Below are 24054 nucleotides of genomic sequence, written 5' to 3'. Positions count from 1 at the left end.
TCCGACGGATGATTACTCAACTTCATCCATTTTGCCCAGCAGGTTGCGGATACGCTCCTGCCATGCAGTGTGTTCTTCGCGCATGCGCTGGTTCTGCTGCTCCAGCTCTTCGCGGTTACCCTTAAGCTCGTTCGCTTCGTTCGCCAGCTGCTCGTTCTGCTCTTTCAGCTCTTCCACTTCCATTTGCAGCAGGGCAATGGTGTCAACTGCGGTTTGAACTTTTGCTTCCAGTTTTTCTAGTACTTCTAATGACATTCGCGCCACCTGTCTGTTTGATTCGGTTGATGTGACTGCTGCCTGCTGACCGGAACACTCCGGACCGAGCTGCGGGTCAGCGTCACTGATTGCTATCCATTCTACTCAGCAAGCCCGCCGGACTCACGCCCAAAGTTTGCCTCAGCTGTCTATTTGGTTAAAAAAACTGCGATTTTGAGCAAATTTTGACAAATCAGTCCACTCTCGGCGGCATCAACCCAGTCCGGACAAGGGTTTACCAGAGGAAACTCCGCCAGCCGGCAAAAAAGCAAACGTTTACTCCAAACTGTGATAGAATCGCCGCGCTGTGTGTTTATTGAGCCCCGAAACGACGGGAAAAGCGCAGATAAAGCACAGGTACAGATATCGAAATTCCTCTTTCAAAAGTTTTTTGGAGTCAGCATGAAACGCGATTTGGCGATGGCATTTTCACGGGTAACAGAAGGTGCAGCACTAGCAGGATACAAATGGTTAGGACGTGGAGATAAAAACGCCGCTGACGGCGCTGCCGTTGAGGTGATGCGTTCACTGCTGAACAAAACTGACATTGAAGGCGAAATCGTGATCGGCGAAGGCGAAATCGATGACGCGCCTATGCTGTACATCGGCGAAAACGTTGGCCGTGGCGGCGATGCAGTAGACATCGCGGTAGACCCGATCGAAGGTACCCGCATGACGGCTATGGGCCAGTCTAACGCACTGGCCGTACTGGCCGCAGGCGAGAAAGGCAGCTTCCTGAAAGCGCCGGACATGTACATGGAAAAGCTGGTTGTTGGTCCGGGTGCCAAAGGCATTATCGACCTGAACAAACCACTGAAAGAGAACCTGGAAAATACCGCAAAAGCGCTGGGTAAATCTCTGGATACCCTGACAGTGATCACCCTGGCCAAGCCACGTCACGACGCTGTGATCGCAGAGATGCAGGCAATGGGCGTACGCGTATTTGCTGTGCCGGACGGTGACGTAGCAGCGTCTATCCTGACCTGTATGCCTGACAGTGAAGTCGACATGATGTACTGCATCGGCGGCGCGCCGGAAGGTGTGGTGTCTGCTGCGGTTATCCGCGCACTGGACGGCGACATGCACGGCCGTCTGCTGCCACGCCACGAAGTAAAAGGCGACACCGAAGAGAACCGTAAGATGGGCGATCTGGAGCTGTCACGCTGCGCAGAGATGGGCGTTGAAGCCGGTCTGGTTCTGAAGATGGAAGACATGGCCCGCAGCGATAACGTTGTTTTCTCGGCAACCGGTATCACCAAAGGTGACCTGCTGGAAGGCATCAGTCGTCAGGGCAATATTGCCACCACAGAAACCCTGCTGATCCGTGGCCGCTGCCGCACCATCCGCCGCATCAAGTCGACCCACTACCTTGAGCGTAAAGACCCGGAAGTACGCGACATCATTCTGTAATTCCACACAGAAGACGCTTTACCCCAAACGCGGCTCCGGCCGCGTTTTTTATTGCCCGGCAGCCTGGTTTTTATCAATAATTTGCTTTATTAAATCCATACTTCATAATAATAAAGAGACGAATAAATGAAGCAGTGACGCACCGGCAGGCAGGGGAAGTATGAAAACCACCGACCGAATTCTGGACAAAATCAAACGCGAAGGGCCACTGACCGCTAAAAAGCTGGCCGATGATCTGGCCATGACCACCATGGGTGCACGTCAGCACCTGCAGAGTCTGGAAGACGATGGCCTGCTGGCATTTGAAGATATCCGGGTTAAAGTCGGCCGCCCTACCCGTCACTGGCGCCTGACCGCCAAAGGCCACGCCTGCTTTACCGACCGCCACGGCGATCTGGCTATCCATGTCCTCGATGCAGTGGAACAACTCTACGGTAACGAAGCGCTGGAAAAAGTCGCCCGGGAACGGGAAATCAAAACCTTTCAAAACTACCAGCAGGCCCTTAAAGACTGCCACAGCCTGGAAGACAAACTCGAAGCCATCCGCGCCCTGCGCGACAGCGAAGGCTACATGGCTGAACTGAGCCAGAGCGGCTCGGACTACCTTCTGGTGGAAAACCACTGCCCTATCTGTAAAGCCGCAGAGCGCAGCCCAAGTCTGTGCCAGTCAGAGCTGAACATCTTCCGCCGCCTGCTCGGTGAACAGGCCGAAATCGAGCGCCAGGAACACATCGTAAAAGGCCAGCGCCGCTGCTGTTATCAGATCCGTCCCACACAGGGAGAATAATTCCTGATATTGCTCATACAGTTATGAGCAACTTCCACTTTCTCCCCCCCGCCAATACTCACCTGATGGCACGTTTCATTTTTAAGACAATATTGAGATCGGTCAATTATTGAGCAAATTATGAATTATGCTTACAGTGAAGTTCAGGAGATTTTTGCGGGGAGGGCCTATGGCACATGCGCAATACGATCAAACCTTGCCACCATTTGATGAGCTGGTTGAACTGGCTGAGAACGATCCGGCCGCTTTTGACGAGTTTCGTCAGCAGATGTGTGAAGAGATGATCACTTACGCTTCAGTGGAGATGCAGCCAAGGCTCAGAGCCCAGCAGACCCACATCGAGAGGGTGATCAGCTCATGCAAGAACCCGGTACATACCAATGTCACCCTGATGAACGAGCTGTCCGCTCAGATGGGCCGCTTCCGCTGCGCCCTGGAGGGAGATGTTGAGCCGGAACAGGATGCCACCGTGATCCCTTTCCGGCCCAGAAGTAACTAAACTCAGAAACAATCAGACCTGTGGCGGACCGTAACGGTTGTCCGCCTCATCTCCTTTCAGCAAACCACACTGAACAAAGATCCACGCCCCACATACCAGCGCCACCAGTGAAACCACCACCTGCACCATATCAGGCTGACCCATTTCTGCGCCCGGCATACCCGGCGGTACCATCACCCGGCCCAGGATCAGCGGAATATTGCACAACAGGAACCAGCTCGACTTACCCCGGTCATGCCAGCGTTTAGCGGTGATCGCCAGATCCGGCACCAGCAGCAGGCTGAGCAGAATAACGGTAATAATGCCGGCAAAGGCAGGAAACAGTTTGGCAATCCCAACCGACAGGCCCATCACACAGGCGTAATAAGCAATGTTCCAGATCCAGAAAACCTTACGGCCAACCCGGCCCTGAAAAGAAAATAACAGCGTTTTAATCGACATCTTTAAAATCCTGGCTCAATTGAGCACTCTCTGAAAACAGGCTTTATCCATGTCGCGGATATCCACCGTCAGGCTGTGCACCAGGGCTGCCTGATCCTGCAGTACCGCCATCAGCTGACGGGATAACTCCCGCTTCTGCTCTTCGCTGCGACCGGATAAAAGCTCAAAACTAACATGAATAAACTCAACGCTGTCTCCCCGCTCTCCCACCAGCCAGTGATGGCAGCGCAGCGCCCGGGATTTCACAGAAGCCACATCAAACAGGCCACTTTCGAGCACCGCCTGGTGCAGATCCTCAAGCAGCCCCTGTATATTGACCTTTTGCTCAACTGAGTTCGGGTATTCCATAACCAGATTAGGCATCTCTCTCTCCTTGACAACAAGATCCAGCGTTGGGCGTTTAACCTTAGCGCAAAACCCTGCTGAAACCGACGGCAGAACGGATAAATTGCCTGTTTGATCACGGACTCCGCCTTTAGCTGGTACCGGTTTGTAACCCGGAGTTTCATGATCTAGTCTGACCTTTACACAAGAAGCGTAAAAGACATGATACGAGTCATGTATTTGGCTTATTAATCTGTTATATTCTTTCGCATCAACGGAAGTTTTTTACATTAATCGTTATTAACTGGAGAATATCCTATGCGTCATCCTGTAGTTATGGGTAACTGGAAACTGAACGGCAGCAAAGCAATGGTTACTGAGCTGTTAAACGGACTTAACGCTGAACTTGAAGGCGTAAGCGGTGTAGACGTAGCAGTAGCTCCACCAGCACTGTACATCGACCTGGCTGAGCGTCTGATCAAAGAAGGCGACAGCAAAATCATCCTTGGCGCACAGAACACTGACGTGAACAACAGCGGCGCATACACAGGCGACATGTCTCCGGAAATGCTGAAAGACTTCGGCGCAAGCCACATCATCATCGGTCACTCTGAGCGTCGTGAATACCACGCTGAGTCTGACGAGTTCGTAGCTAAGAAATTCGCATTCCTGAAAGAGAACGGCCTGACTCCTGTTCTTTGTATCGGTGAATCTGAAGCTCAGAACGAAGCTGGCGAAACTGTTGCAGTATGTGCCCGTCAAATCGACGCAGTAATCAAAACTCAGGGCGTTGAAGCTCTGAACGGCGCAATCATCGCATACGAGCCAATCTGGGCTATCGGTACCGGTAAAGCTGCAACTGCTGAAGATGCACAGCGCATCCACGCGGCTATCCGTGCTCACATCGCTGAGCAGAACGAAGAAGTAGCGAAAAACGTTGTGATCCAGTACGGCGGTTCTGTTAAGCCAGAAAACGCAGCAGCATACTTCGCACAGCCAGACATCGACGGCGCACTGGTTGGCGGCGCAGCTCTGGACGCGAAAAGCTTCGCAGCTATCGCTAAAGCAGCAGCTGAAGCAAAAGCGTAATTTAAACGCTTAAAAATCTGAAAGGCCGGTTTATACCGGCCTTTTTTGTGCCCGCAGTCTGATAACGGAAAACTGCAGGTATAAAAAAACCGCTGAATATTCAGCGGTTTTTAAAAATTTACTCAGGGCTTAGAACAGCTCTTTCGCTACCTGGAACAGGTCATCACGCGCCGGGCGCTTCATGTTCTCGATGCAGTCGATGATATCGTGGTGAACCAGCTGCTCTTTCACGATACCTACACAGCGGCCACCCTGACCTTCCTGCAGCAGGTGAACCGCGTAGTTACCCATGCGGGATGCCAGAACGCGGTCAAACGCAGTCGGACGACCACCACGCTGGATGTGACCCAGTACGGTCGCGCGGGTTTCACGGCCGGTAGACGCTTCGATCTCTTTCGCCAGATCGTTTGCGTCCATCATCAGCTCAGTCAGAGCGATGATTGCATGCTTCTTACCTTTCGCGATGCCTTCCTGCAGGCTGTCGACCAGCTCCTCTTTGTTCAGGCCGGTTTCCGGAGTAATGATGTACTCACAACCACCTGCAATCGCAGACATCAGGGTCAGGTCACCACAGTGACGGCCCATGATCTCAACGATAGAGATACGCTGGTGAGAAGAAGAGGTGTCACGCAGACGGTCGATCGCATCGATAACCGTGTTCAGTGCAGTCAGGTAACCGATGGTGTAGTCAGTACCGGCGATATCGTTATCGATAGTGCCTGGCAGACCGATACATGGGTAACCCATCTCAGTCAGTTTCTTAGCGCCCATGTAAGAGCCGTCACCACCGATTACAACCAGGGCTTCGATGCCGTGTTTCTTCAGGTTTTCAATCGCTTTCTCGCGTACTTCCACTTCTTTGAACTCAGGGAAGCGGGCAGAGCCCAGGAAAGTACCGCCGCGGTTGATCACGTCTGATACGCTTGAACGATCCAGCTTCTCGATACGGTCTTCGTAAAGACCCAGGTAGCCGTCGTAGATACCGTAAACTTCCAGACCTTCTGAAAGTGCCGTGCGCACAACGCCACGTACCGCTGCGTTCATACCAGGTGCGTCACCGCCACTTGTCAAAACACCAATCTTCTTAATCATGGTCACCCTCTAATAATTGGGAATCAAAACATCAATTTTTATGCCATTCATGGCGAAATCTTTTTATGTTCCAGCGGTGCATCCTTCACTTCGCTCACACCAATACACCACTGGGTTGAAACTTTCTTACTTCTGAAAGAGTATTACAATTATGCCTGCAAACTTTGTTGATTCATATCACTATCAAATAGAGTTTATGTCATTTTAACAAAAGATAGCGAATTGTTTACTCTTTCGCGCCGGCCTGCATAAAGTCAGCCCTGCTCTGGGGTTACTCTTCCCAGTCGGGCTTCTGATCCTGCTCGCGGGAGGTGGTCAGAACCACCGATAACGGATCCTGATGAATCAGCACATCCGCATGGGGGAAGCGCGCCAAAAGTGCGTCTTCAACCTGATCGGAAATCCGGTGGGCCTCAATCAGCGGGATGGTATCTGCCAGTTCAAGGTGCAGCTGAATAAAACGGACCGGTCCCGACATCCGGGTACGCAGCTGATGCACCCCCAGCACTCCTTCCACGTCCAGACTCAGGGTACGGATCTCTTCCAGCTCTTCATCCGGCAGCCTGCGGTCAAGCAGGGACTGCACCGCTTCTTTAACCATTTTGACCGCGCTGTAGAGAATAAACAGGCCAATCCCCACCGCGAATACCGCATCGGCCTGAGTCAGACCATACCAGGTCAGCCCCAGCGCGACCATGATCGCCACGTTCATGTAAAGGTCAGACTGGTAATGCAGCGAGTCCGCCGCAATCGCCTGGCTGCCGGTCCGGCGCACCACGTACTTCTGGAAGCTGACCAGCGCACCGGTCACCACAATGGCAAACATACTGACGTAGATACCCAGCTCCGGGGTTTGTAGTTCGTGCGGGCGGAAGAAACGGTCTACCCCGTTCAGAATAAGAAATACCGCCGAGCCGGAGATAAACATCGCCTGAGCCAGCGCCGCCAGCGATTCGGCTTTGCCGTGACCAAAGGTATGGTCCTTGTCGGCCGGTTGCAGGGCGTAACGCAGCGCCAGCAGGTTAACCCCGGAGGCCGCGATATCAAGAAAAGAGTCGATCAGGGAAGCCAGCAGACTGACCGAGCCGGTCATCCACCAGGTGATCACTTTCACCACCAGCAACATGGTAGCAGTTCCGGTGGCCAGCCAGGCGGCCATGGTTACAAGACGGGAGTATTCGCTTTTCATATCCGTAAAAAATTCAGGCATGGTGCAGCCAAGTATAAACGGTGAGCGGGACCATGGGGACAAAAAAAGCAGCCCGCAGGCTGCTGATCGTGAATCAATTTTAAGAAATACTTTTAAGTATTACTGCTGGCGCTGCTCAAAGCGCTGCTGACACTTCGCCGCCTGCTCATTCTGCAGCTCAGCCAGTTTGGTTTTCTGCTCAGGAGTCAGCACGCTCAGCATCTGATGCTGTTTCTCCATGCGCTGAACACGTTTCTCTGCCTGCTTAGCCACCATTTCGTTCGCCAGCTCCTGGGCGGCCGCTTTATCAAAGTTCTCTGCCAGCATCAGGGACTGCATTTTCTCACGGTGCGCCTGCATGTCTGCAAAGCCTTCACCACGCTGACCCTGACGGTCTTCGCGTGCCTGTTCACGCATCTTGCGCAGTTCGGTGTGCTGCTCATCGGTCAGGTCCAGCTGACGCATGATTTTACCGTCAAAGCCGCCACACTTGCCGCCAAAGTCGTTGCCGCCTTTATGGCCGCCACCTTTACCGCCGAAAGCAAAGGCACTTGCAGAGCCCAGCGCGATTGGAAGAACAGCAGCAGCGATAATCATTTTTTTAGCCAGTTTCATAATCAATTCCTCAAATGTCTGTGATGTAGTCCTGCTGTTTTCACAGCGGTTGAGTGTAGATTACAAACCTGAGTGTAAAGTGGTGTTTAGGAAGCGTAAAGAATCGTAAAGAGCGCAGATTTGCCCGTCTGCGCAAGTATGATTAACAGGAACACAAAGCGTTATTAAAGGTGCATTATGGCCAACATCCTGATCGTTGATGACGATACCGAACTGACCGGTCTGCTAAAAGATATTCTGAGTTTTGAAGGTTTTACTGTCAGCGAAGCCAACGATGGCTTTGCCGGCCTTGAAGCTGTCAATGAACAGACCGACCTGATCCTGCTCGATATCATGATGCCAAGACTCAATGGCATGGAAATGCTGAAACAGCTGCGGGAAAACTGGCAGACACCGGTACTGATGCTGACCGCCAAAGGCGAAGAGATCGACCGGGTGATCGGCCTGGAACTGGGTGCGGATGACTACCTGCCCAAGCCGTTCTCAGATCGTGAGCTGCTTGCCAGGATCCGGGCAATACTGCGCCGCACCGGCTCTGACAGGGGGAATGGTGCCAAAAACTCCGACACCCTAACCTATCAGGACATCCGGGTACACCCGGGTAAACAGGAGGCATACTGCGGAGAAACCCTGCTCGACCTGACCACCACCGAGCTCGCCCTGCTGCAGCATTTTGTTACCAGCCCGGGCGAAGTGCTGACCAAAGAACAGCTCAGCCTGGAGGTGCTCGGAAAACGTCTGGCGCCGTTTGACCGCGCGATCGATATGCACGTCTCCAACCTGCGTAAGAAACTGCCGCTGCGGCCGGATGACAAACCACGTATTAAAACCCTGCGCGGACGCGGCTATATGCTGGTGGAGGCCGAATAATGCGCCTGCCGACCATCTCCAGCCTGTACGGCCGCATCTTTGCCATTTTCTGGCTGACCATGCTGCTGGTGCTGATCGCCGTACTGGCGATCCCGCGTTTCGACCCGCGCCAGCCCCACCAGGTGACCGAGAACCATATCGAACGGGTTCAGGAGCTGACAGAACACCTGGAGCGCCGGTTTGCTGATGCCAGAGATCTCCAGCAGATATTAAAACGGGCAGAAAATCGCGACCACCAGCCTGGCAAGCCTCAGTTTTACCTTACCGATCCGGAGGGCAATCTGGTCAGCAATGAGCGCGGAAGGCAAAGACGGATACTGCAGAACTTTATCAGTGACCTGGATTTAACCGGCAAGCCACAACAAAAGCTCTACGGCCGGGTCATGCTGGCCGGGCCATTCCCGGTCACCATTGCCAACACAGAGCTACTGATGTTCAGCGCGGTGAAATGGGAGCAAACCCCGCCGTTTCTGCTCCAGCTGCTGGACCGGCCATTTCAGCTGCTGCTGGTGGTGATGGCGGTCTCTACCCCACTGCTGCTCTGGCTCGCCTGGGCGCTGACCAAGCCGGCCCGCCGGCTGGAAAAAGCCGCCAAACGGGTGTCACAGGGAGAATTTGCCACCGATCCGGAGCTTGAAAAAGGCACCAGCGAATTCCGCCAGGCCGGGGCCAGCTTTAACCAAATGGTGGCAGCGGTGAATCAGATGGTCAGCGGCCAGCAGCGGCTGCTGTCTGACATTTCCCACGAACTGCGCTCACCGCTGACCCGGCTGAGAATGGCCAACGCGCTGGCGACCCGCAAACAGGGAGAGAGCGATGAGCTGAGCAGGATCGACACCGAAGCAGAAAGACTGGAGAAAATGATCAGCGAACTGCTGGAACTGTCACGCATGCAGGTCAACAGCCACCAGACCCGGGAAACCCTGAGTGTGGCGGAACTGTGGGAAGAGTTGCTCCAGGACGCCCAGTTTGAGGCGCAGCAGAGAGAAAAATCACTGAGCTATTTGCCACTGCCTGAGCTTTCTGTCACCGGTAATCCTAACCTGCTGATGAGTGCAGTCGAGAACATCGTGCGCAACGCTATCCACTACAGTCACTCACAGATCAGGGTACAGATCACCCGCCAGCTGGAAGGACTGCAGATCCTGGTCGAAGATGATGGCGATGGGGTGCCGGATGACGAGCTGGGCGATATTTTCCGTCCTTTCTACCGGGTTTCGACCGCCCGTGACCGCCATTCCGGCGGCACCGGTCTGGGCCTTGCGATCACCGAAAGCGCTGTACGCCAGCATAACGGCAGCATTGAAGCCAGCCGTTCAGAGCTGGGTGGACTGAAAGTCATCCTTAAGCTGCCATTGTAAAAGCGGTTCTATGGTTCTGTGACTCTATGGCTCCGTAATACCAGTTCCATTAGTTATGTGTTCAGTATTGGCGCAGGACAAATGCTCAGTAGCAAGGAAGAAATCTTATGCCTGGCGGGGACCAGGGATACGATTTCTGACACGGTTAATGGGCATTTGGACCAGCCAGGATGTTCAGATAATTGATGGAATTGGTATAAGTTGCGGGGCCAGGCCTTTTCCCCCTATACTGCCGGACACTTTTCATCACCCGGGTAAAGACCATGTTAGATATCGCCCTCTACGAACCGGAAATCGCGCCGAACACCGGCAATATCATCCGCCTGTGCGCCAATTGTGGTGCTAACCTGCATCTGATTGAACCACTGGGATTTGACTTGGAAGAGAAGAAAGTGCGCCGTGCCGGTCTCGACTATCACGACCTGGCCCGGGTAAAGCGCCATAAAGACTTCGGCACGTTTGTAAAGTATCTGGAAGAGCGCGGTCAGGATTACCGCCTGTTCGCCTGCACCACCAAAACCACCGGCCACCATACCGACGCCCAATATAAAGACGGCGACGTACTGCTGTTCGGCCCGGAAACCCGCGGCCTGCCCGCAGACCTTATCGAAAGCCTGCCAATGAACCAGCGCATCCGCATCCCAATGATGCCCGACGCCCGCAGCCTGAACCTGTCGAATGCGGTAGCGATTATTGCGTATGAGGCGTGGAGACAGCTGGGGTTTGAGGGGGCGGTATAGGGCGCTGGGCGCTGGGCGCTGGGCGCTGGGCGCTGGGCGCTGGGCGCTGGGCGCTGGGCGCTGCAAAGCTTTGGTGAGAATGCCTGCAAAAGCAAGCTTTAGTCAGTAGTGAATGAAGAGATCCCTGGTTCCAGGATAAACACACTCAAAACACTCAGAGTGCGCATTTTAATCAGCAAGGGCTCCCCTGCCTCAGCGCACTCCCCCAGGGCCAAGGGCCCAGAGCCTGAAAATCAGTTCAGTCTGTCCCGATCATTATGATCGTCATCTTTCCTCTCATACTCCCCTTCAAACGTCGAGCCACCATTTTGTGACTGGTTGTCACGCTCAAATGGGTTGCCCTGCTCAAAGTGCGTATGGGAGTGAAAGCCGGTGCGGTGCATGTTCTGAACCGTCACTTTGGTCATCAGTTGTTTTGCCAGCCAGGCTCGCGGGGCCGGAAGCAGTACCAGCATACCCATGGCGTCGGTCATAAAGCCCGGAGTCAGCAGCAGTACGCCGGACACCGCCAGCATCACCCCTTCAACGATCTGCTGAGCCGGGATCTCACCCTGCTGCAGACGGCGCTGAACCGAAATCAGGGTCTGAATACCCTGGCTGCGAACCAGTGATGCACCGACAAACGCGGTTATCAACACCAGAATCATGGTTGGCCAGAAGCCAAGCACGCCCCCAACCTGAATAAACAGGGCGATTTCAATCATGGGAACGGCAATAAAAAGCAGTAATAAAATCGGAAACACATCTCCTCCTTGGTCTCTTTGGCCAGTGTATTGCTTCCCATCAGAAACGACAAACTTTGTCGTCAAAAATCCCATCGTGATCGGGATATGATTCCGCCGTAAATATTTGTACAAATTAACTGAAAAGGTGATCCAGCTACTATTATTAAGCGACCAGTGATATATGATGAGCGACTGAAAACCCGGAGAGGTTTTACAGCCAAAAAGTCTAGAGAATGGATTCCTGTTAACGAATTTGGCCCCATATTCAGCTAATAAATAATATTTAATTCTAAGGAATCCAGTATGAATAAGACTGAAGCTCTTACTCAAACAACTCAAAATGCAGCTACCCGCATAGAAGAAGACCTGCTGGGCCAACGTCATGTTCCTGCCGATGCCTACTACGGCATCCACACCCTGCGCGCGATCGAGAACTTTAACATCTCAAATGCAACCATCTCTGACGTACCTGAGTTTGTACGCGGTATGGTTATGACCAAAAAGGCCGCTGCGCTGGCAAACAAAGAGCTGGGTGTTATCCCGTCTGATATCGCTAATCACATCGTTAAAGCATGTGACGTGATCCTTGACACAGGAAAGTGCATGGATCAGTTCCCATCTGACGTCTTCCAGGGCGGCGCGGGCACCTCGGTCAACATGAACGCCAACGAAGTGATCGCTAACCTGGCGCTTGAACTGATGGGCAAGCAAAAAGGTGAATACGAGTTCTGTAACCCGAACGACCACGTAAACAAGAGCCAGTCTACCAACTGTGCTTACCCGACCGGTTTCCGTATCGCGGTTTACAACAGCGTTCGCAAGACCATCGAAGCCCTTGAATACCTGAAAGGTGCGTTCGAAGCCAAAGAACACGAATTTGCAGAAGTTCTGAAAATGGGCCGTACCCAGCTTCAGGACGCCGTACCTATGACCGTTGGTCAGGAATTCCGTGCATGGAAAGTGACCCTGAACGAAGAAGTGCGTAACCTGGAATACACCGCAAAACTGCTGCTGGAAGTAAACCTGGGCGCGACCGCTATCGGTACCGGCCTGAACGCTGCGGAAGGCTACCAGGGTCTGGCAGTGAAACACCTGGCGAATGTGACCGGCCTTGAGTGTGTACCGGCAGAAGACCTGATCGAAGCGACTTCTGACTGTGGTGCTTACGTAATGGTGCACGGTGCGCTGAAACGTCTGGCGGTTAAGATGTCGAAGATCTGTAACGACCTGCGTCTGCTTTCTTCTGGTCCGCGTGCGGGTTTGAACGAAATCAACCTGCCTGAGCTGCAGGCTGGCTCTTCAATCATGCCGGCGAAAGTAAACCCGGTTGTACCAGAAGTGGTAAACCAGGTGTGCTTTAAAGTTCTGGGTAACGACAACACCATCTCCTTCGCCGCAGAAGGCGGTCAGCTGCAGCTGAACGTAATGGAGCCGGTAATCGCACAGGCAATGTTCGAATCTCTGGAAATCCTGAAGAACGCGTGTGTTAACCTGCGCGACAAGTGCATCGACGGCATCACCGTTAACAAAGAAGTGTGTGAAGGCTACGTGTTCGGTTCTATCGGCATCGTCACTTACCTGAACCCTTACATCGGTCACCACGAAGGTGACATCGTGGGTAAAATCTGTGCCGAAACCGGCAAGAGCGTCCGCGAAGTGGTGCTGGAGCGCGGTCTGCTGACCGAAGAAGAGCTCGATGACATCTTCTCTACCGAGAACCTGATGCATCCGAAGTATAAAGCCAAACGCTTTAACTAATTCAAAAAGGGTTCTGCCTGGCAGAGCCCTTTTTTAGATCTACACCTTAATTATTCACTTTATCAATACAAGGAGACTTGCATGTTTGCAGTAGAACTACTCATCGTGCTTGGATGTATCCTGATCGGTGCCCGAATTGGCGGTATCGGACTCGGGGTTATGGGGGGTATCGGTCTTGCGATACTGAGCTTTATTTTTGGACTGCAGCCAACCAGTCCGCCTATCAACGTAATGCTGATGATCATGGCTGTGGTTGCAGCAGCTGCGGCTATGCAGGCGTCAGGCGGTCTTGATTACCTGATCAAAATCGCGACCAACATTTTGCGTAAAAATCCACGCCACATTACCTTTATCGCGCCACTGGTCACCTACTTCTTCACCATGATGGCCGGTACCGGACACGTAGCATACTCTGTTCTGCCGGTTATTGCAGAAGTGAGCCGCCGCAGTGGTATCCGTCCTGAGCGTCCGCTGGGCATGGCAGTTATCGCCTCTCAGTTTGCTATCGTTGCCAGCCCAATCGCGGCAGCTGTAGTTGCTCTGGTAGCCTTCCTCGAACCTCAGGGCATCACCCTGGCAGACGTACTGATGGTAACCATTCCGGCGACCTTCTTCGGTCTGGCAAGTGCGTGTCTGATCGTCAACAAACTGGGTAAAGAGCTGAAAGATGACCCTGAATATCAGCGTCGTCTTCAGGATCCTGAGTTCATCAAAGAGATGGAACTGGGTGAAGAGAAGCCTCTGGATGAAGTTGTGGTGACCCCACAGGCGAAAATGTCTGTTGGTCTGTTCCTGTTTGGTGCCCTGATTGTGGTACTGATGGGTGCAATCCCAAGCCTGCGTCCGGCATTCGACGGCAAACCAATGGGTATGGCTCACACCATCGAAATCGTTATGCTGTCAATCTCTGCCCTGATCATTCTGATCTGTAAGCCAAATGGCTACGCGATCACCCAGGGCTCCGTATTCCATGCCGGTATGCGTGCTATCGTAGCTATCTTCGGTATCGCATGGCTGGGTGACACCCTGATCGGTGGTCACGGAGATATGGTGAAAGAAGCCGTATCCGGCCTGGTAGAAGTAGCACCATGGACCTTCGCTATCGCTCTGTTTGCCCTGTCAGTAATGGTTAACAGCCAGGGTGCGACCACTGCAGTACTGGTACCGGTTGCGATTACCCTGGGCCTGCCACCGGCGATCATCATCGCAACCTTCGTTGCGGTTAACGGTTACTTCTTCATTCCTAACTACGGTCCAATCATCGCTTCGATTGACTTCGACCGCACCGGTACTACCCGGATTGGTAAGTACATCTTTAACCACAGCTTTATGCTGCCGGGCCTGCTGAGCATGGGCTTCAGTATCGCCTACGGCCTGCTGCTGTCAGGTGTTCTGCTGTAAGCAGACGGCACATCACAACCAGGGAGGCTTCGGCCTCCCTTTTTTGCACCCGTTGAAAAGCGGCGATATGATGAAACTAATCCGGTGGCCCACCGGTCTGAATAGTTAACCGATAAGATTACCAGTACGAACCATGACCCCGATTTTCTCCCGCTTTGCCCTGCTCTCCTGCCTGCTTTTCAGCATGCTGCCTTCTGCCGTCAGTGCGCAAAGTTTTAACCCGGCGCCCACGGCCGGTTTTGGTGAGCAGACCCGCCAGTTTCTGCCTGTTGACCAGGCGTTCGCGTTTAACTTTATTCAGAATGCTCAGTCCCTCGAACTGAGCTGGCAAATCACGCCGGGGTATTACCTCTATCAGGACAGGATCAGCATCAGTTCAGAAGACATTGAACCTGGCGCCATCACCATGCGTGACGGCCAGGACTATCACGATGAGTTTTTCGGCGATGTGAAGATCTTTACCGAGCCTCTGACGGTGACCGTTGACCTGCCAGCCCTGACTCAGGATGCTGAAATCACGGTACGCTACCAGGGCTGCGCCAAAGCCGGATTCTGCTACCCGCCGGAAGTAAAAAAAGTACCGCTGTCGGCGCTGACCGGCGTAGGCTCATCCACGCCTCCGGCTGCCCAAACGACCTCAGAAAAACCCGTTACAGAACACGCCGGACTGGCAGCCAGCCTGGCCGATAACTGGTGGACCCCGCTGCTGTTTCTCGCATTAGGTGTGGGACTGGCCTTTACCCCGTGCGTACTGCCAATGTACCCGATCCTGACCAGTATCGTGCTTGGCTCCGGTCAGCTCAGTCAGCGCCGCGCGCAGGGCTTATCTTTTATCTATGTTCAGGGCATGGCGCTGACCTACACTCTGCTCGGACTGGTGGTGGCCTCCGCCGGACTGCAGTTCCAGGCTGCGATGCAGCACCCTTATGTCCTTATCGGCCTGAGCGCGCTGTTTATCGCGCTGTCGCTGTCGATGTTTGGCCTCTATACCCTGCAACTGCCTGCCGGTATGCAGACCTGGCTCAGTGGCCTGAGTAACCGCCAGCAGGGCGGTTCGGGCGCAGGCGTCTTTGCCATGGGCGCGATTTCCGGACTGGTGTGCTCGCCGTGTACCACTGCGCCGCTTTCCGGTGCCCTGCTGTATGTGGCCCAGAGCGGTGACCTGCTGACCGGTGGCGTTGCCCTGTACGCACTGGCGCTGGGCATGGGTATCCCGCTGATCGGCGCAGCCGTGTTTGGTAACAAACTACTGCCAAAAGCCGGTGGCTGGATGGACAAAGTCAAAATCCTGTTTGGTTTTGTGCTGCTGGCCGCCCCTGTCTTTCTGCTTGAGCGTATCCTGCCGGAAATTTGGACTCAGGCCCTGTGGAGCGCGCTGGGTATTACGGCTTTTGGCTGGCTCTACCACAGCAAAAACAGCCTGCCGTTTGGCGGCTGGAAACAGACCACGGTCGGCATTATCGCTGTGCTGGGGATGCTGGCGTCTGTCCAGCCAATGCTTGACCAGGTATTCCGTCCACAGGCCGTGGCCGAAGCCGCCCAGCCAGGTCAGTTTATCCGGGTCAGCAGTCTTGAAGAGCTGAACCAGCAACTGGCCGCGGCCAAAGCCGCCGGTAAACCTGTGATGCTGGATTTCTACGCCGACTGGTGCGTCGCCTGTAAAGAGTTCGAGAAATACACTTTCCACCAGCCGGACGTTGCTGCGAAGCTGGATCAGTTTGTACTGCTGCAGGCCGATGTGACCAAAAGCAGCCCGCAGGATACCAAGCTGCTCAGCACACTCAGTGTACTCGGCCTGCCGACCATCGACTTCTGGGATGCCGACGGCAACCGGCTGGAAGCCAAACGCCTGACCGGTTTTATGCCTGCAGAGCCTTTTGCAGAGCATATTGAAAACCTTTAAACAATTCCTGCTGTCCGCCGGTCAGCAGCCGCCATGCAAACACGCATAAACCCATCCATGGGGCTTCACCGCGCCGTCCTGGCGCGGAGAGTTTGCCTGGCGACAGCCAACCGGCTCCTCTGTACTTCACATCCATCATTAGCAGACTCTTTCACACTTTAGCTGCAAATCCATGCGTATTAGTTGTTGCCCGCCCATCCCGGTGGTAATAATTAGCTAACAGCTTTACAAATAAGGCATAACATTATGGATTCCGGCTACACCATCATCATTGCAGACGACCACCCGCTGTTTCGCAACGCCCTGTTTCAGTCGGTGCACATGGCGGTCAGTGGTGCCAACCTGCTCGAAGCAGACTCTCTCGATGCCCTGCTGGAACTGCTGCGTAAAGATCCGGATCCGGATCTGCTGCTTTTGGATCTCAAAATGCCCGGCACGAATGGCATGTCCGGCCTTATTCAGCTGCGCGCCGAATACCCTGACCTGCCGGTGGTGGTGATCTCCGCCAGTGAAGAAGCCAGCGTGGTCACCCAGGTTAAAAACCACGGGGCATTTGGCTTTATCCCCAAATCTTCTGACATGCGTGAGCTGGTTGCGGCGCTGAATCAGGTGCTGGCCGGTGAACCTTTCTTTCCGGCAGAGCTGCTGGTGGAAAGCGAAGAGAGCCAGCAACTGGCAGAAAAGGTCGCTGCCCTGACCCCGCAGCAGTACCGGGTACTGGGTATGCTCTCTGACGGGCTGCTTAACAAGCAGATCGCGTATGAGCTCAACGTTTCGGAAGCCACCATCAAAGCCCATATGACCGCTATCTTCCGCAAACTTGGAGTGAAAAACCGCACTCAGGCAGTGATCCTGCTGCAGCAGATGGAAGGGGATATTTAACCTGCTGTTAACCGGGCAGTTTCCGCGCCGTGCTAAACTACCACGCCAACCAGAGGAGACGCTCAGTTGCTCAGCCTGATTATTACCCAGTTTGTCGTTCTGTGGGCCGTTATCGACCCTGTTGGCTCGGTTCCGGTCTACCTCTCTCAAACCCAGCACCTTAATGCCAGACACCGCCGGCTGGTGGCCCTCAAAGCCGTCGCCATCTCAACCGGTGTACTGCTGTTTTTCCTTGTCGCCGGACAACTGCTGCTGGAAGCCATGCAGATCCCGCTGCCCGCGTTTCAGGCTGCCGGAGGCCTGGTACTACTGCTGTTTGCCCTGACGATGATCTTTGGCGAAAGCAAGCCAGAGCAGGAACAGAAACTGGGCGAAGAAGTGAGCCGCTCGCAACTGGCCGATCTCGCAGTGTATCCGCTGGCGATCCCCTCGATCGCATCGCCCGGCGCCATGATGGCTATCGTCATGCTGACCGATAACCACAGATTTTCACTGACTGATCAGGCAATTACTGCCGGCGTTATGCTCAGCGTTCTGCTGATAACCCTGCTGCTTCTGCTCAGCGCTGCCTGGATCCAGAAATGGCTCGGCAACGTCGGCGCGGCGATCATCAGCCGGGTCATGGGCCTGATCCTGGCAGCAGTCGCAGTGACAAATCTGCTTACCGGGATCAAAGATTTTTATATCTAGACCAGCCCGGATGTTAGACCTTAGGCTAACTTAACAATCAATTAACATCACCCGCATCCTGCCCCGATTTACTAACCGGCTGATTTTTAGCCGGTTTTTGTTTTTTACGCCGCGACTAAAGTTGAAAAGCTTTCCCACCCCTGCCCTGCTATGGTTAACCTCGCAACATCTTATTAACAACAGCCAAGCACAACGCAAGGAGATGGACATGGCGTTCGAATCCACTGAACAAGCTCAGGCCTACTGGAAGGAAAATCTGGGGCTGATGGGCACACTACTGGCAATCTGGTTCCTGGTTTCCTACGGGGCAGGCATCCTGTTTGTTGACGCACTCAACACCATTTCATTCGCGGGCTTTAAGCTCGGATTCTGGTTTGCCCAGCAGGGGTCGATCTACACCTTTGTGGCACTGATATTTGTCTATGTGGCGCGGATGAATGCGCTGGACAAAAAATACAAAGTTCACGAAGAGTAAGAGGCTGACGAAATGGATATTCAAACCTGGACATTTATTCTGGTCGGTCTGACCTTTGCGCTCTATATCGGTATCGCGATTTGGGCACGCGCCGGCTCCACCAGCGAGTTCTACGTTGCCGGTGGTGGTGTTCACCCGGTCGCTAACGGTATGGCTACCGCGGCGGACTGGATGTCAGCGGCATCCTTTATCTCCATGGCCGGTATCATCTCCTTTATTGGTTACGATGGCGGGGTTTACCTGATGGGCTGGACCGGCGGTTACGTTCTGCTGGCGCTCTGTCTGGCACCGTACCTGCGTAAGTTCGGCAAGTTCACCGTACCGGACTTTATCGGTGACCGTTACTACTCCAAAACCGCCCGTATGGTCGCGGTCTTCTGTGCCATCTTCGTCTCCTTCACTTATGTGGCGGGTCAGATGCGCGGGGTTGGTGTGGTGTTCGCCCGCTTCCTGGAGGTGGACATCAACATGGGCATCATTATCGGTATGGCGATCGTGTTCTTTTACGCGGTAATGGGCGGCATGAAAGGCATCACCTACACCCAGGTGGCGCAGTACTGCGTGCTGATTTTCGCCTTTATGGTTCCGGCCATCTTTACCTCACTGATGATGACGGGTAACCCGGTTCCACAGCTCGGTTTTGGCTCAACCATGGCGGGCAGCGATACCTATCTGCTCGATAAGCTCGACGGCCTCACCCAGGAACTCGGCTTTACCGCCTATACCGATGGCTCCAAGAGTATGGTCGATGTCTTCTTTATCTGTGCGGCCCTGATGGTCGGTACAGCGGGACTGCCACACGTTATTATCCGCTTCTTTACGGTCCCTAAAGTATCCGATGCGCGCATCTCTGCGGGCTGGGCGCTGGTATTCATCGCCATCCTGTACACCACAGCTCCCGCGGTCGCGGCGTTCGCACGGGTGAATATGATCAATACCATTAACGGCCCGGACATGCAGGGCGTAGCCGCCACCGAAGCACCTGGCTGGTATAAGAACTGGGAGAGCACCGGTCTGGTGGCGTGGGATGATAAGAACGGAGACGGCAAGATGTTCTACTCCGGCGACGCGCGTAACGAGATGAAGATCAACCGCGACATTATCGTACTGGCATCACCTGAGCTGGCGAAACTGCCAAACTGGGTTGTGGCACTGCTTGCGGCCGGTGGCCTGGCAGCGGCGCTTTCAACCGCGGCGGGTCTGCTGCTGGTGATCTCGACCGCGATATCCCATGACCTGCTCAAGAAAGGCTTCAGACCCAATATGACCGACAGGCAGGAGCTGCTCGCCGCCCGGATAGGTGCAGCGCTGGCTGTCATCGGGGCCGGGTATCTGGGCATCAATCCACCGGGCTTTGTCGCGCAGGTAGTGGCATTCGCCTTTGGTCTGGCCGCCTCCTCTTTCTTCCCGGCCATTATCCTGGGGATCTTCTATAAGAAGATGAACAAAGAGGGCGCCATTGCCGGTATGCTTTCGGGCATCCTGTTTACCGCGGCGTACATCATCTACTTCAAGTTCGTGAACCCGGCAGCCAACAGCCCTGAAAACTGGTGGTTCGGTATCAGTCCGGAAGGCATCGGTACTCTGGGTATGTGTCTGAACTTTGTGGTCTCCATCGTGGTGAACAAGTTTACTGCGGAGGTACCGGACGATGTACAGGAGATGGTGGAATCCATCCGTTATCCAAAAGGCGCGGGCGCAGCCCACGACCACTAATCCACTCTGAACAAAGCCGGCGCAAACGCGCCGGTTTTTCATTTTGTACAGCCCGGGGAGCTTTTGGGTTACAGGTGACCTTCCCTGGAGATAGCTGTACACAATAGTCAAAACCCCTTCCAGGTTCTCACTGTTCCCTCGTTCCCACGGTCCCCCGTGGGAATGCAGACCTCACTCAACTCCGGGCAAAGAGACAATCAATAACCACCTGAATATAAACACAAAAACACAATCACACACCCTTTAGCCCGGAGCTGTTCAGAAGTCAGATATGCATTACCACGCGGAGCGTGGGAACGAGGGTTGTGTGTGGAAAAATGGCGTACACCTCTTTTTCTGTACAGCGAAAGGGGTATTTGGATCATGGGTAACCCAAAGCTACCCAAACCTGTTCAGGACCGCTCTCAGCTTAAGCGGTTTTACCGGTTTGGGCATAAAGCTGAAGCCGTTACTGCGGATGGCATCGAGCATCTCATCGCTGCGGTCGGCACTGATGATCACTCCGGCAAAACTGTCTCCCAGGCGCAGGCGACACTGCTGCAGTACCTCAAGACCGGTGCGGCCATGGTCGAGACGATAATCAGAGAAAATTACTTCCGGTGCCCAGTCGTCTTCCAGCGCTTTCAGGCTCTGCACCAGGTCTTCGGCAAGGCGCACTTCGCAGCCCCAGCGCTCCAGCAGGGTCTCCATTCCCAATAAAATGTCCGGCTCGTTGTCGACACACAGCACCCGCATCCCCTGCAAATCACCGCCAGCGGCCGGCTCCGGTTTTGGCTGCGGCGCACTGCCGGGCTTCTCTGCCCGCGGCAGGGTCAGCGAGAACACCGTTCCCTGCCCCGGCCAGGAGCGCAGTGATATCTGATGCCCCAGAACCCGGGCGATACCTTTGGCTATCGCCAGCCCGAGGCCCAGTCCCTGATCGGTGCTGACCGCATCCCCACGGGTAAACTCTTCAAAAATTTCGGCCTGCTTTGACTCCTCAATGCCAATGCCGTTATCCCACACTTCGATACGCACCTGGCCTTTCACCCGCCGCGCACCCAGCACCACTTTACCTTTGGGGTTATAACGGAACGCATTGGTCAGGAAGTTTTGCAGGATCCGCCGCAGCAGTTTGGGGTCCGACTCCACCAGCAGGTCGCTCGCCACCATAGAGAACTGAATCGGCTGCTGACCGGCCAGCGCGCTGAACTCAGCGCTGAGTTTGTCCAGCACCTGATTGAGCGAAAACGCGTACACATGCGCTTCCAGCCGGCCCGACTCCAGCCGGGATATATCGAGCAGGTCGCCGATCAAGTCCTCTGCCGCCCCCAGCGCACTCTCGATATGACCGGACAGACGCTTTGCGTTGTCATCGGCAGCGGTTTCACTCAGCGAAGAAGCAAACAGACGAGCCGCATTGAGCGGCTGCATCAGGTCGTGGCTGACCGCCGCCAGGAAACGGGTTTTGGAGTGAGACTGGGTTTCCGCGTTCTGTGTCGCGGCAATAAGACGTTTGTTGAGGTTTTCCAGCTCGCGGGTACGCTCCTGAACCCGGCTCTCCAGATTCTCATTGGCCTCTTTCAGCGCCTGCTGCGCCTGCTGAAAGGCAGTGATATCGGTAAAACTCATCACAAAGCCACCGCCAGGCATGGGATTGCCCTGCACTTCGATATAGCGCCCGTCCGGATAGACCCGCGAAGAGGTATGGCGGCTGCCACGCTCCAGGTGCTCCACCCGGCGCCGGACCAGCTCGTCCACATCCCCCGGCCCGCACAGCCCCATCGCCGCGTTGTGACGGATCACATCGGCTATCGGCCGTCCGACCTGAATAAGCCCGGGTGGAAACTCAAACAGCTCCAGATAACGCTGATTCCAGGCCACCAGCCGCAGCTGTTTGTCCACCACGGTGATCCCCTGGCTGATGTGCTCAATCGCCCCCTGCAGCAGGCCACGGCTGAAGTCGTACAGCTCTGAAGCCTCATCGACAATAGTCGCCACCTCTTCGAGCTGCATATTGCGCCCCTGCAGCGCCGAGCCCAGCACCAGCCTGGCTGACGAGGCGCCGAACACCCCGGCCAGCACCCGTTCGGTATGGCGGATAAGAGCAGAGCTGGCCTGCTGATTGGGCATCAGCTCCCCGCCATGCTGCTGCCAGAACTGACGAAACGCATTACGCGCACGGCGACGGCCGACAAAGCGCGACGCCAGCATTTCCAGTTCCGCAACTGTCACCCGGCTCTGATACAGGCTGACGTTTTCCCCTTCCGGCAGCGGCGTTCCGACAAACGCCGCCGACTGAAGCCGTTCACTCAGACTGGCGCGGGTCAGCAGCGACACCAGCAGGTAACAAGCGGTATTGACCAGCAGGCTGAGTGCCATTCCCCAGTCAGAAGCGCTCAGACCAGACTCGGCCAGCCACAGGGGCGGGGTCACCAGCCAGAGCAGAAAGTTAGACTGCGCATCCCCGGCCAGCATGCCGGTCTGGGTCATCAGGGTAACCAGCCAGAGGGTAAAACCGGCCAGAAGCCCTACATAGACCCCCTTGCGGTTACCTGTACGCCAGTACATGCCGCCGATCAGCGCCGGGGCAAACTGGGCCACCGCCGCAAAGGAGAGCAGGCCAATCACCGACAGGGATGGAATGGCGCCAAGCACCAGATAAAATCCCCACGCCCCGAGCAGCAATACCAGGATCAGCGCACGGCGGATATTGAGCAGCAGCCCGGAAAAATGAATATGGCTGCGCCCGCTGAGTTTTATCCGGCGCAAAAGCAGCGGCAGTACCAGGTCATTAGAGACCATGATCGCCAGTGCTATGGTCGAGACGATCACCATTCCCGAAGCAGCCGAGGTACCACCGACAAACGCCAGCAGTGCGATACTGTCTGCCCCGGCAGCCAGCGGCAGACTGATCACAAAACTGTCCGCCGGGTGGCCACTTAACAGCCCCTGCCCTGCCCAGGCGATCGGCAGTACAAACAGCCCCATCAGGGCCAGATAGAGCGGGAACAGCCAGCGTGCGGTATGGAGGTCTCTCGGCTGTTCGTTCTCCACCACCATGGTATGAAACTGCCGAGGCAGACAGATGATGGCCGTCATGGTCAGCAGGATATGAATGGTCAGGGAAGGCAGATTGGGAGACTGATACGTATCTGCGGCGACCTGCAACAGGCTGATTTCCGGCCTTGCCATCACCAGCCCCGCCACAAACAGCCCGACCACCAGAAACGCGCCGAGCTTAACCAGCGACTCAAACGCAATCGCCATCATCATGCCCCGGTGGTGCTCGGTATTATCGATATGGCGGGTGCCGAACAGCATGGTAAACACCGCCAGTGCCAGCACCACAAACCAGGAGATCTCACTGTCTCCGTAGCCAAACTCCCGGCCGAGATCCGGCGCGACCAGCTCCAGCCCCATGGTGATACCGCGCAGCTGCAGCGCGATATAAGGCAGGATCCCGATAACGGCGATAATGGTCACCGTGACAGCCAGCCCCTGTGATTTACCGTAACGGGCGGCGATAAAGTCAGCGATAGAGGTGATATGTTCGCGCCGGGCGGTGACGATCAGCCTTGCCAGCAGCCGCCAGCCAAGGGTAAACACCAGTACAGGAGCGATATAGACAGGCAGAAAGGCCCAGGGGTTGCTGGCCGCCTGGCCCACAGTGCCGTAAAAGGTCCACGAAGTGCAGTAGACCGCGATAGAGAGGCTGTAAATCCATGGCCGCCAGCGCGCCAGCCAGCGGGTCTGCCGGTCTCCATACCATGCGATCAGAAACAGTACCCCGAGATAGGCCAGGGATACCGGCACCACTATCCACTCCTGCATTCCATGCAATCCTTATGAA

Annotated in this window: 22 protein-coding genes; 14 read left to right on the top strand and 8 right to left on the bottom strand. The window is 54.9% G+C overall.

Going from position 1 to position 24054, the window contains the following annotated elements; translation table 11 throughout:
- Nucleotides 1-12 precede the first annotated feature (12 nt).
- Nucleotides 13-255, bottom strand: a complete 243-nt coding sequence (zapB, locus tag ACVB80_RS21285; RefSeq protein ID WP_481083298.1) for a cell division protein ZapB — start codon at nt 253-255, stop codon at nt 13-15.
- Between the two features lie 402 nt (nt 256-657).
- Here zapB and glpX point away from each other — a divergent pair, with 402 nt between their 5' ends.
- From glpX to ACVB80_RS21270, 3 genes are all read left to right on the top strand, one after another.
- Nucleotides 658-1665, top strand: coding sequence for a class II fructose-bisphosphatase (glpX, locus tag ACVB80_RS21280; RefSeq protein WP_481083297.1), 1008 nt, complete (start codon nt 658-660; stop codon nt 1663-1665).
- A gap of 160 nt (nt 1666-1825) precedes the next feature.
- Nucleotides 1826-2452: a helix-turn-helix transcriptional regulator gene (locus ACVB80_RS21275; RefSeq protein WP_481083296.1), complete on the top strand. Its 627-nt coding sequence runs from the start codon at nt 1826-1828 to the stop codon at nt 2450-2452.
- 169 nt (nt 2453-2621) lie between these two features.
- Entirely contained in the window at nt 2622-2951 is a 330-nt protein-coding gene (locus tag ACVB80_RS21270; RefSeq protein ID WP_481083295.1) for a DUF3135 domain-containing protein, read from the top strand.
- A 12-nt stretch (nt 2952-2963) separates the two neighbouring features.
- Here the strand turns inward: ACVB80_RS21270 and ACVB80_RS21265 are convergent, their stop codons facing one another.
- Both ACVB80_RS21265 and ACVB80_RS21260 read right to left on the bottom strand, forming a co-directional pair.
- On the bottom strand, nt 2964-3392 hold the full coding sequence (locus tag ACVB80_RS21265; RefSeq protein WP_481083294.1) for a DUF805 domain-containing protein: 429 nt from the start codon (nt 3390-3392) through the stop codon (nt 2964-2966).
- A 15-nt stretch (nt 3393-3407) separates the two neighbouring features.
- Nucleotides 3408-3755, bottom strand: coding sequence for a 5-carboxymethyl-2-hydroxymuconate Delta-isomerase (locus ACVB80_RS21260; RefSeq protein ID WP_481083293.1), 348 nt, complete (start codon nt 3753-3755; stop codon nt 3408-3410).
- A gap of 279 nt (nt 3756-4034) precedes the next feature.
- Between ACVB80_RS21260 and tpiA the strand changes: the two genes are divergently transcribed.
- Nucleotides 4035-4805: a triose-phosphate isomerase gene (gene tpiA / locus ACVB80_RS21255; protein ID WP_481083292.1), complete on the top strand. Its 771-nt coding sequence runs from the start codon at nt 4035-4037 to the stop codon at nt 4803-4805.
- Between the two features lie 129 nt (nt 4806-4934).
- Here tpiA and pfkA read toward each other — a convergent pair whose 3' ends face one another.
- The 3 genes from pfkA to ACVB80_RS21240 all read right to left on the bottom strand — a co-directional run bounded on the left by pfkA (nt 4935) and on the right by ACVB80_RS21240 (nt 7701).
- Nucleotides 4935-5897, bottom strand: coding sequence for a 6-phosphofructokinase (pfkA, locus tag ACVB80_RS21250; RefSeq protein WP_481083291.1), 963 nt, complete (start codon nt 5895-5897; stop codon nt 4935-4937).
- A gap of 271 nt (nt 5898-6168) precedes the next feature.
- On the bottom strand, nt 6169-7086 hold the full coding sequence (fieF, locus tag ACVB80_RS21245) for a CDF family cation-efflux transporter FieF (protein ID WP_481083290.1): 918 nt from the start codon (nt 7084-7086) through the stop codon (nt 6169-6171).
- A gap of 120 nt (nt 7087-7206) precedes the next feature.
- A complete protein-coding gene (locus ACVB80_RS21240; protein WP_481083289.1) occupies nt 7207-7701 on the bottom strand; it encodes a CpxP family protein in 495 nt (164 codons plus the stop codon).
- A 177-nt stretch (nt 7702-7878) separates the two neighbouring features.
- Between ACVB80_RS21240 and ACVB80_RS21235 the strand changes: the two genes are divergently transcribed.
- From ACVB80_RS21235 to trmL, 3 genes are all read left to right on the top strand, one after another.
- A complete protein-coding gene (locus ACVB80_RS21235; RefSeq protein ID WP_481083288.1) occupies nt 7879-8571 on the top strand; it encodes a response regulator in 693 nt (230 codons plus the stop codon).
- Nucleotides 8571-9932, top strand: coding sequence for an envelope stress sensor histidine kinase CpxA (gene cpxA, locus ACVB80_RS21230; RefSeq protein WP_481083287.1), 1362 nt, complete (start codon nt 8571-8573; stop codon nt 9930-9932). The genes ACVB80_RS21235 and cpxA overlap by 1 nt, the downstream gene beginning before the upstream one ends.
- Before the next feature lie 263 nt (nt 9933-10195).
- The gene (gene trmL / locus ACVB80_RS21225; protein WP_481083286.1) at nt 10196-10672 is read left to right on the top strand and encodes a tRNA (uridine(34)/cytosine(34)/5-carboxymethylaminomethyluridine(34)-2'-O)-methyltransferase TrmL; all 477 of its coding nucleotides are present in this window, start codon (nt 10196-10198) and stop codon (nt 10670-10672) included.
- A gap of 233 nt (nt 10673-10905) precedes the next feature.
- On the opposite strand, the gene ACVB80_RS21220 is transcribed toward trmL, so the two are convergent.
- A complete protein-coding gene (locus ACVB80_RS21220) occupies nt 10906-11415 on the bottom strand; it encodes an FxsA family protein (protein WP_481083285.1) in 510 nt (169 codons plus the stop codon).
- Nucleotides 11416-11700: 285 nt separating this feature from the next.
- Here ACVB80_RS21220 and aspA point away from each other — a divergent pair, with 285 nt between their 5' ends.
- The 7 genes from aspA (at nt 11701) to ACVB80_RS21185 (ending at nt 20222) form a co-directional block, all read left to right on the top strand.
- A complete protein-coding gene (aspA, locus tag ACVB80_RS21215) occupies nt 11701-13155 on the top strand; it encodes an aspartate ammonia-lyase (RefSeq protein WP_481083284.1) in 1455 nt (484 codons plus the stop codon).
- Nucleotides 13156-13236: 81 nt separating this feature from the next.
- Nucleotides 13237-14556 (top strand): anaerobic C4-dicarboxylate transporter family protein, encoded by a 1320-nt coding sequence (locus ACVB80_RS21210; protein WP_481083283.1) that lies wholly within the window; start codon nt 13237-13239, stop codon nt 14554-14556.
- 133 nt (nt 14557-14689) lie between these two features.
- Nucleotides 14690-16459 (top strand): protein-disulfide reductase DsbD, encoded by a 1770-nt coding sequence (locus tag ACVB80_RS21205; RefSeq protein ID WP_481083282.1) that lies wholly within the window; start codon nt 14690-14692, stop codon nt 16457-16459.
- A 246-nt stretch (nt 16460-16705) separates the two neighbouring features.
- Nucleotides 16706-17341, top strand: coding sequence for a response regulator transcription factor (locus tag ACVB80_RS21200; RefSeq protein ID WP_481083281.1), 636 nt, complete (start codon nt 16706-16708; stop codon nt 17339-17341).
- Between the two features lie 66 nt (nt 17342-17407).
- Nucleotides 17408-18031 carry a MarC family protein gene (locus ACVB80_RS21195; protein ID WP_481083280.1) on the top strand — a complete coding sequence of 208 codons (624 nt, stop codon included), beginning with the start codon at nt 17408-17410 and terminating at the stop codon, nt 18029-18031.
- Nucleotides 18032-18239: 208 nt separating this feature from the next.
- The gene (locus ACVB80_RS21190) at nt 18240-18506 is read left to right on the top strand and encodes a DUF4212 domain-containing protein (protein ID WP_481083279.1); all 267 of its coding nucleotides are present in this window, start codon (nt 18240-18242) and stop codon (nt 18504-18506) included.
- 12 nt (nt 18507-18518) lie between these two features.
- Nucleotides 18519-20222 carry a sodium:solute symporter family protein gene (locus ACVB80_RS21185; RefSeq protein WP_481083278.1) on the top strand — a complete coding sequence of 568 codons (1704 nt, stop codon included), beginning with the start codon at nt 18519-18521 and terminating at the stop codon, nt 20220-20222.
- Nucleotides 20223-20600: 378 nt separating this feature from the next.
- Here the strand turns inward: ACVB80_RS21185 and ACVB80_RS21180 are convergent, their stop codons facing one another.
- Nucleotides 20601-24035: a hybrid sensor histidine kinase/response regulator gene (locus tag ACVB80_RS21180; RefSeq protein ID WP_481083277.1), complete on the bottom strand. Its 3435-nt coding sequence runs from the start codon at nt 24033-24035 to the stop codon at nt 20601-20603.
- Nucleotides 24036-24054: the final 19 nt, after the last annotated feature.

The sequence above is a fragment of the Vibrio sp. 9-16B-A1 genome, assembly GCF_056726165.1.
This window is presented reverse-complemented; position numbering and strand designations above follow the sequence as displayed.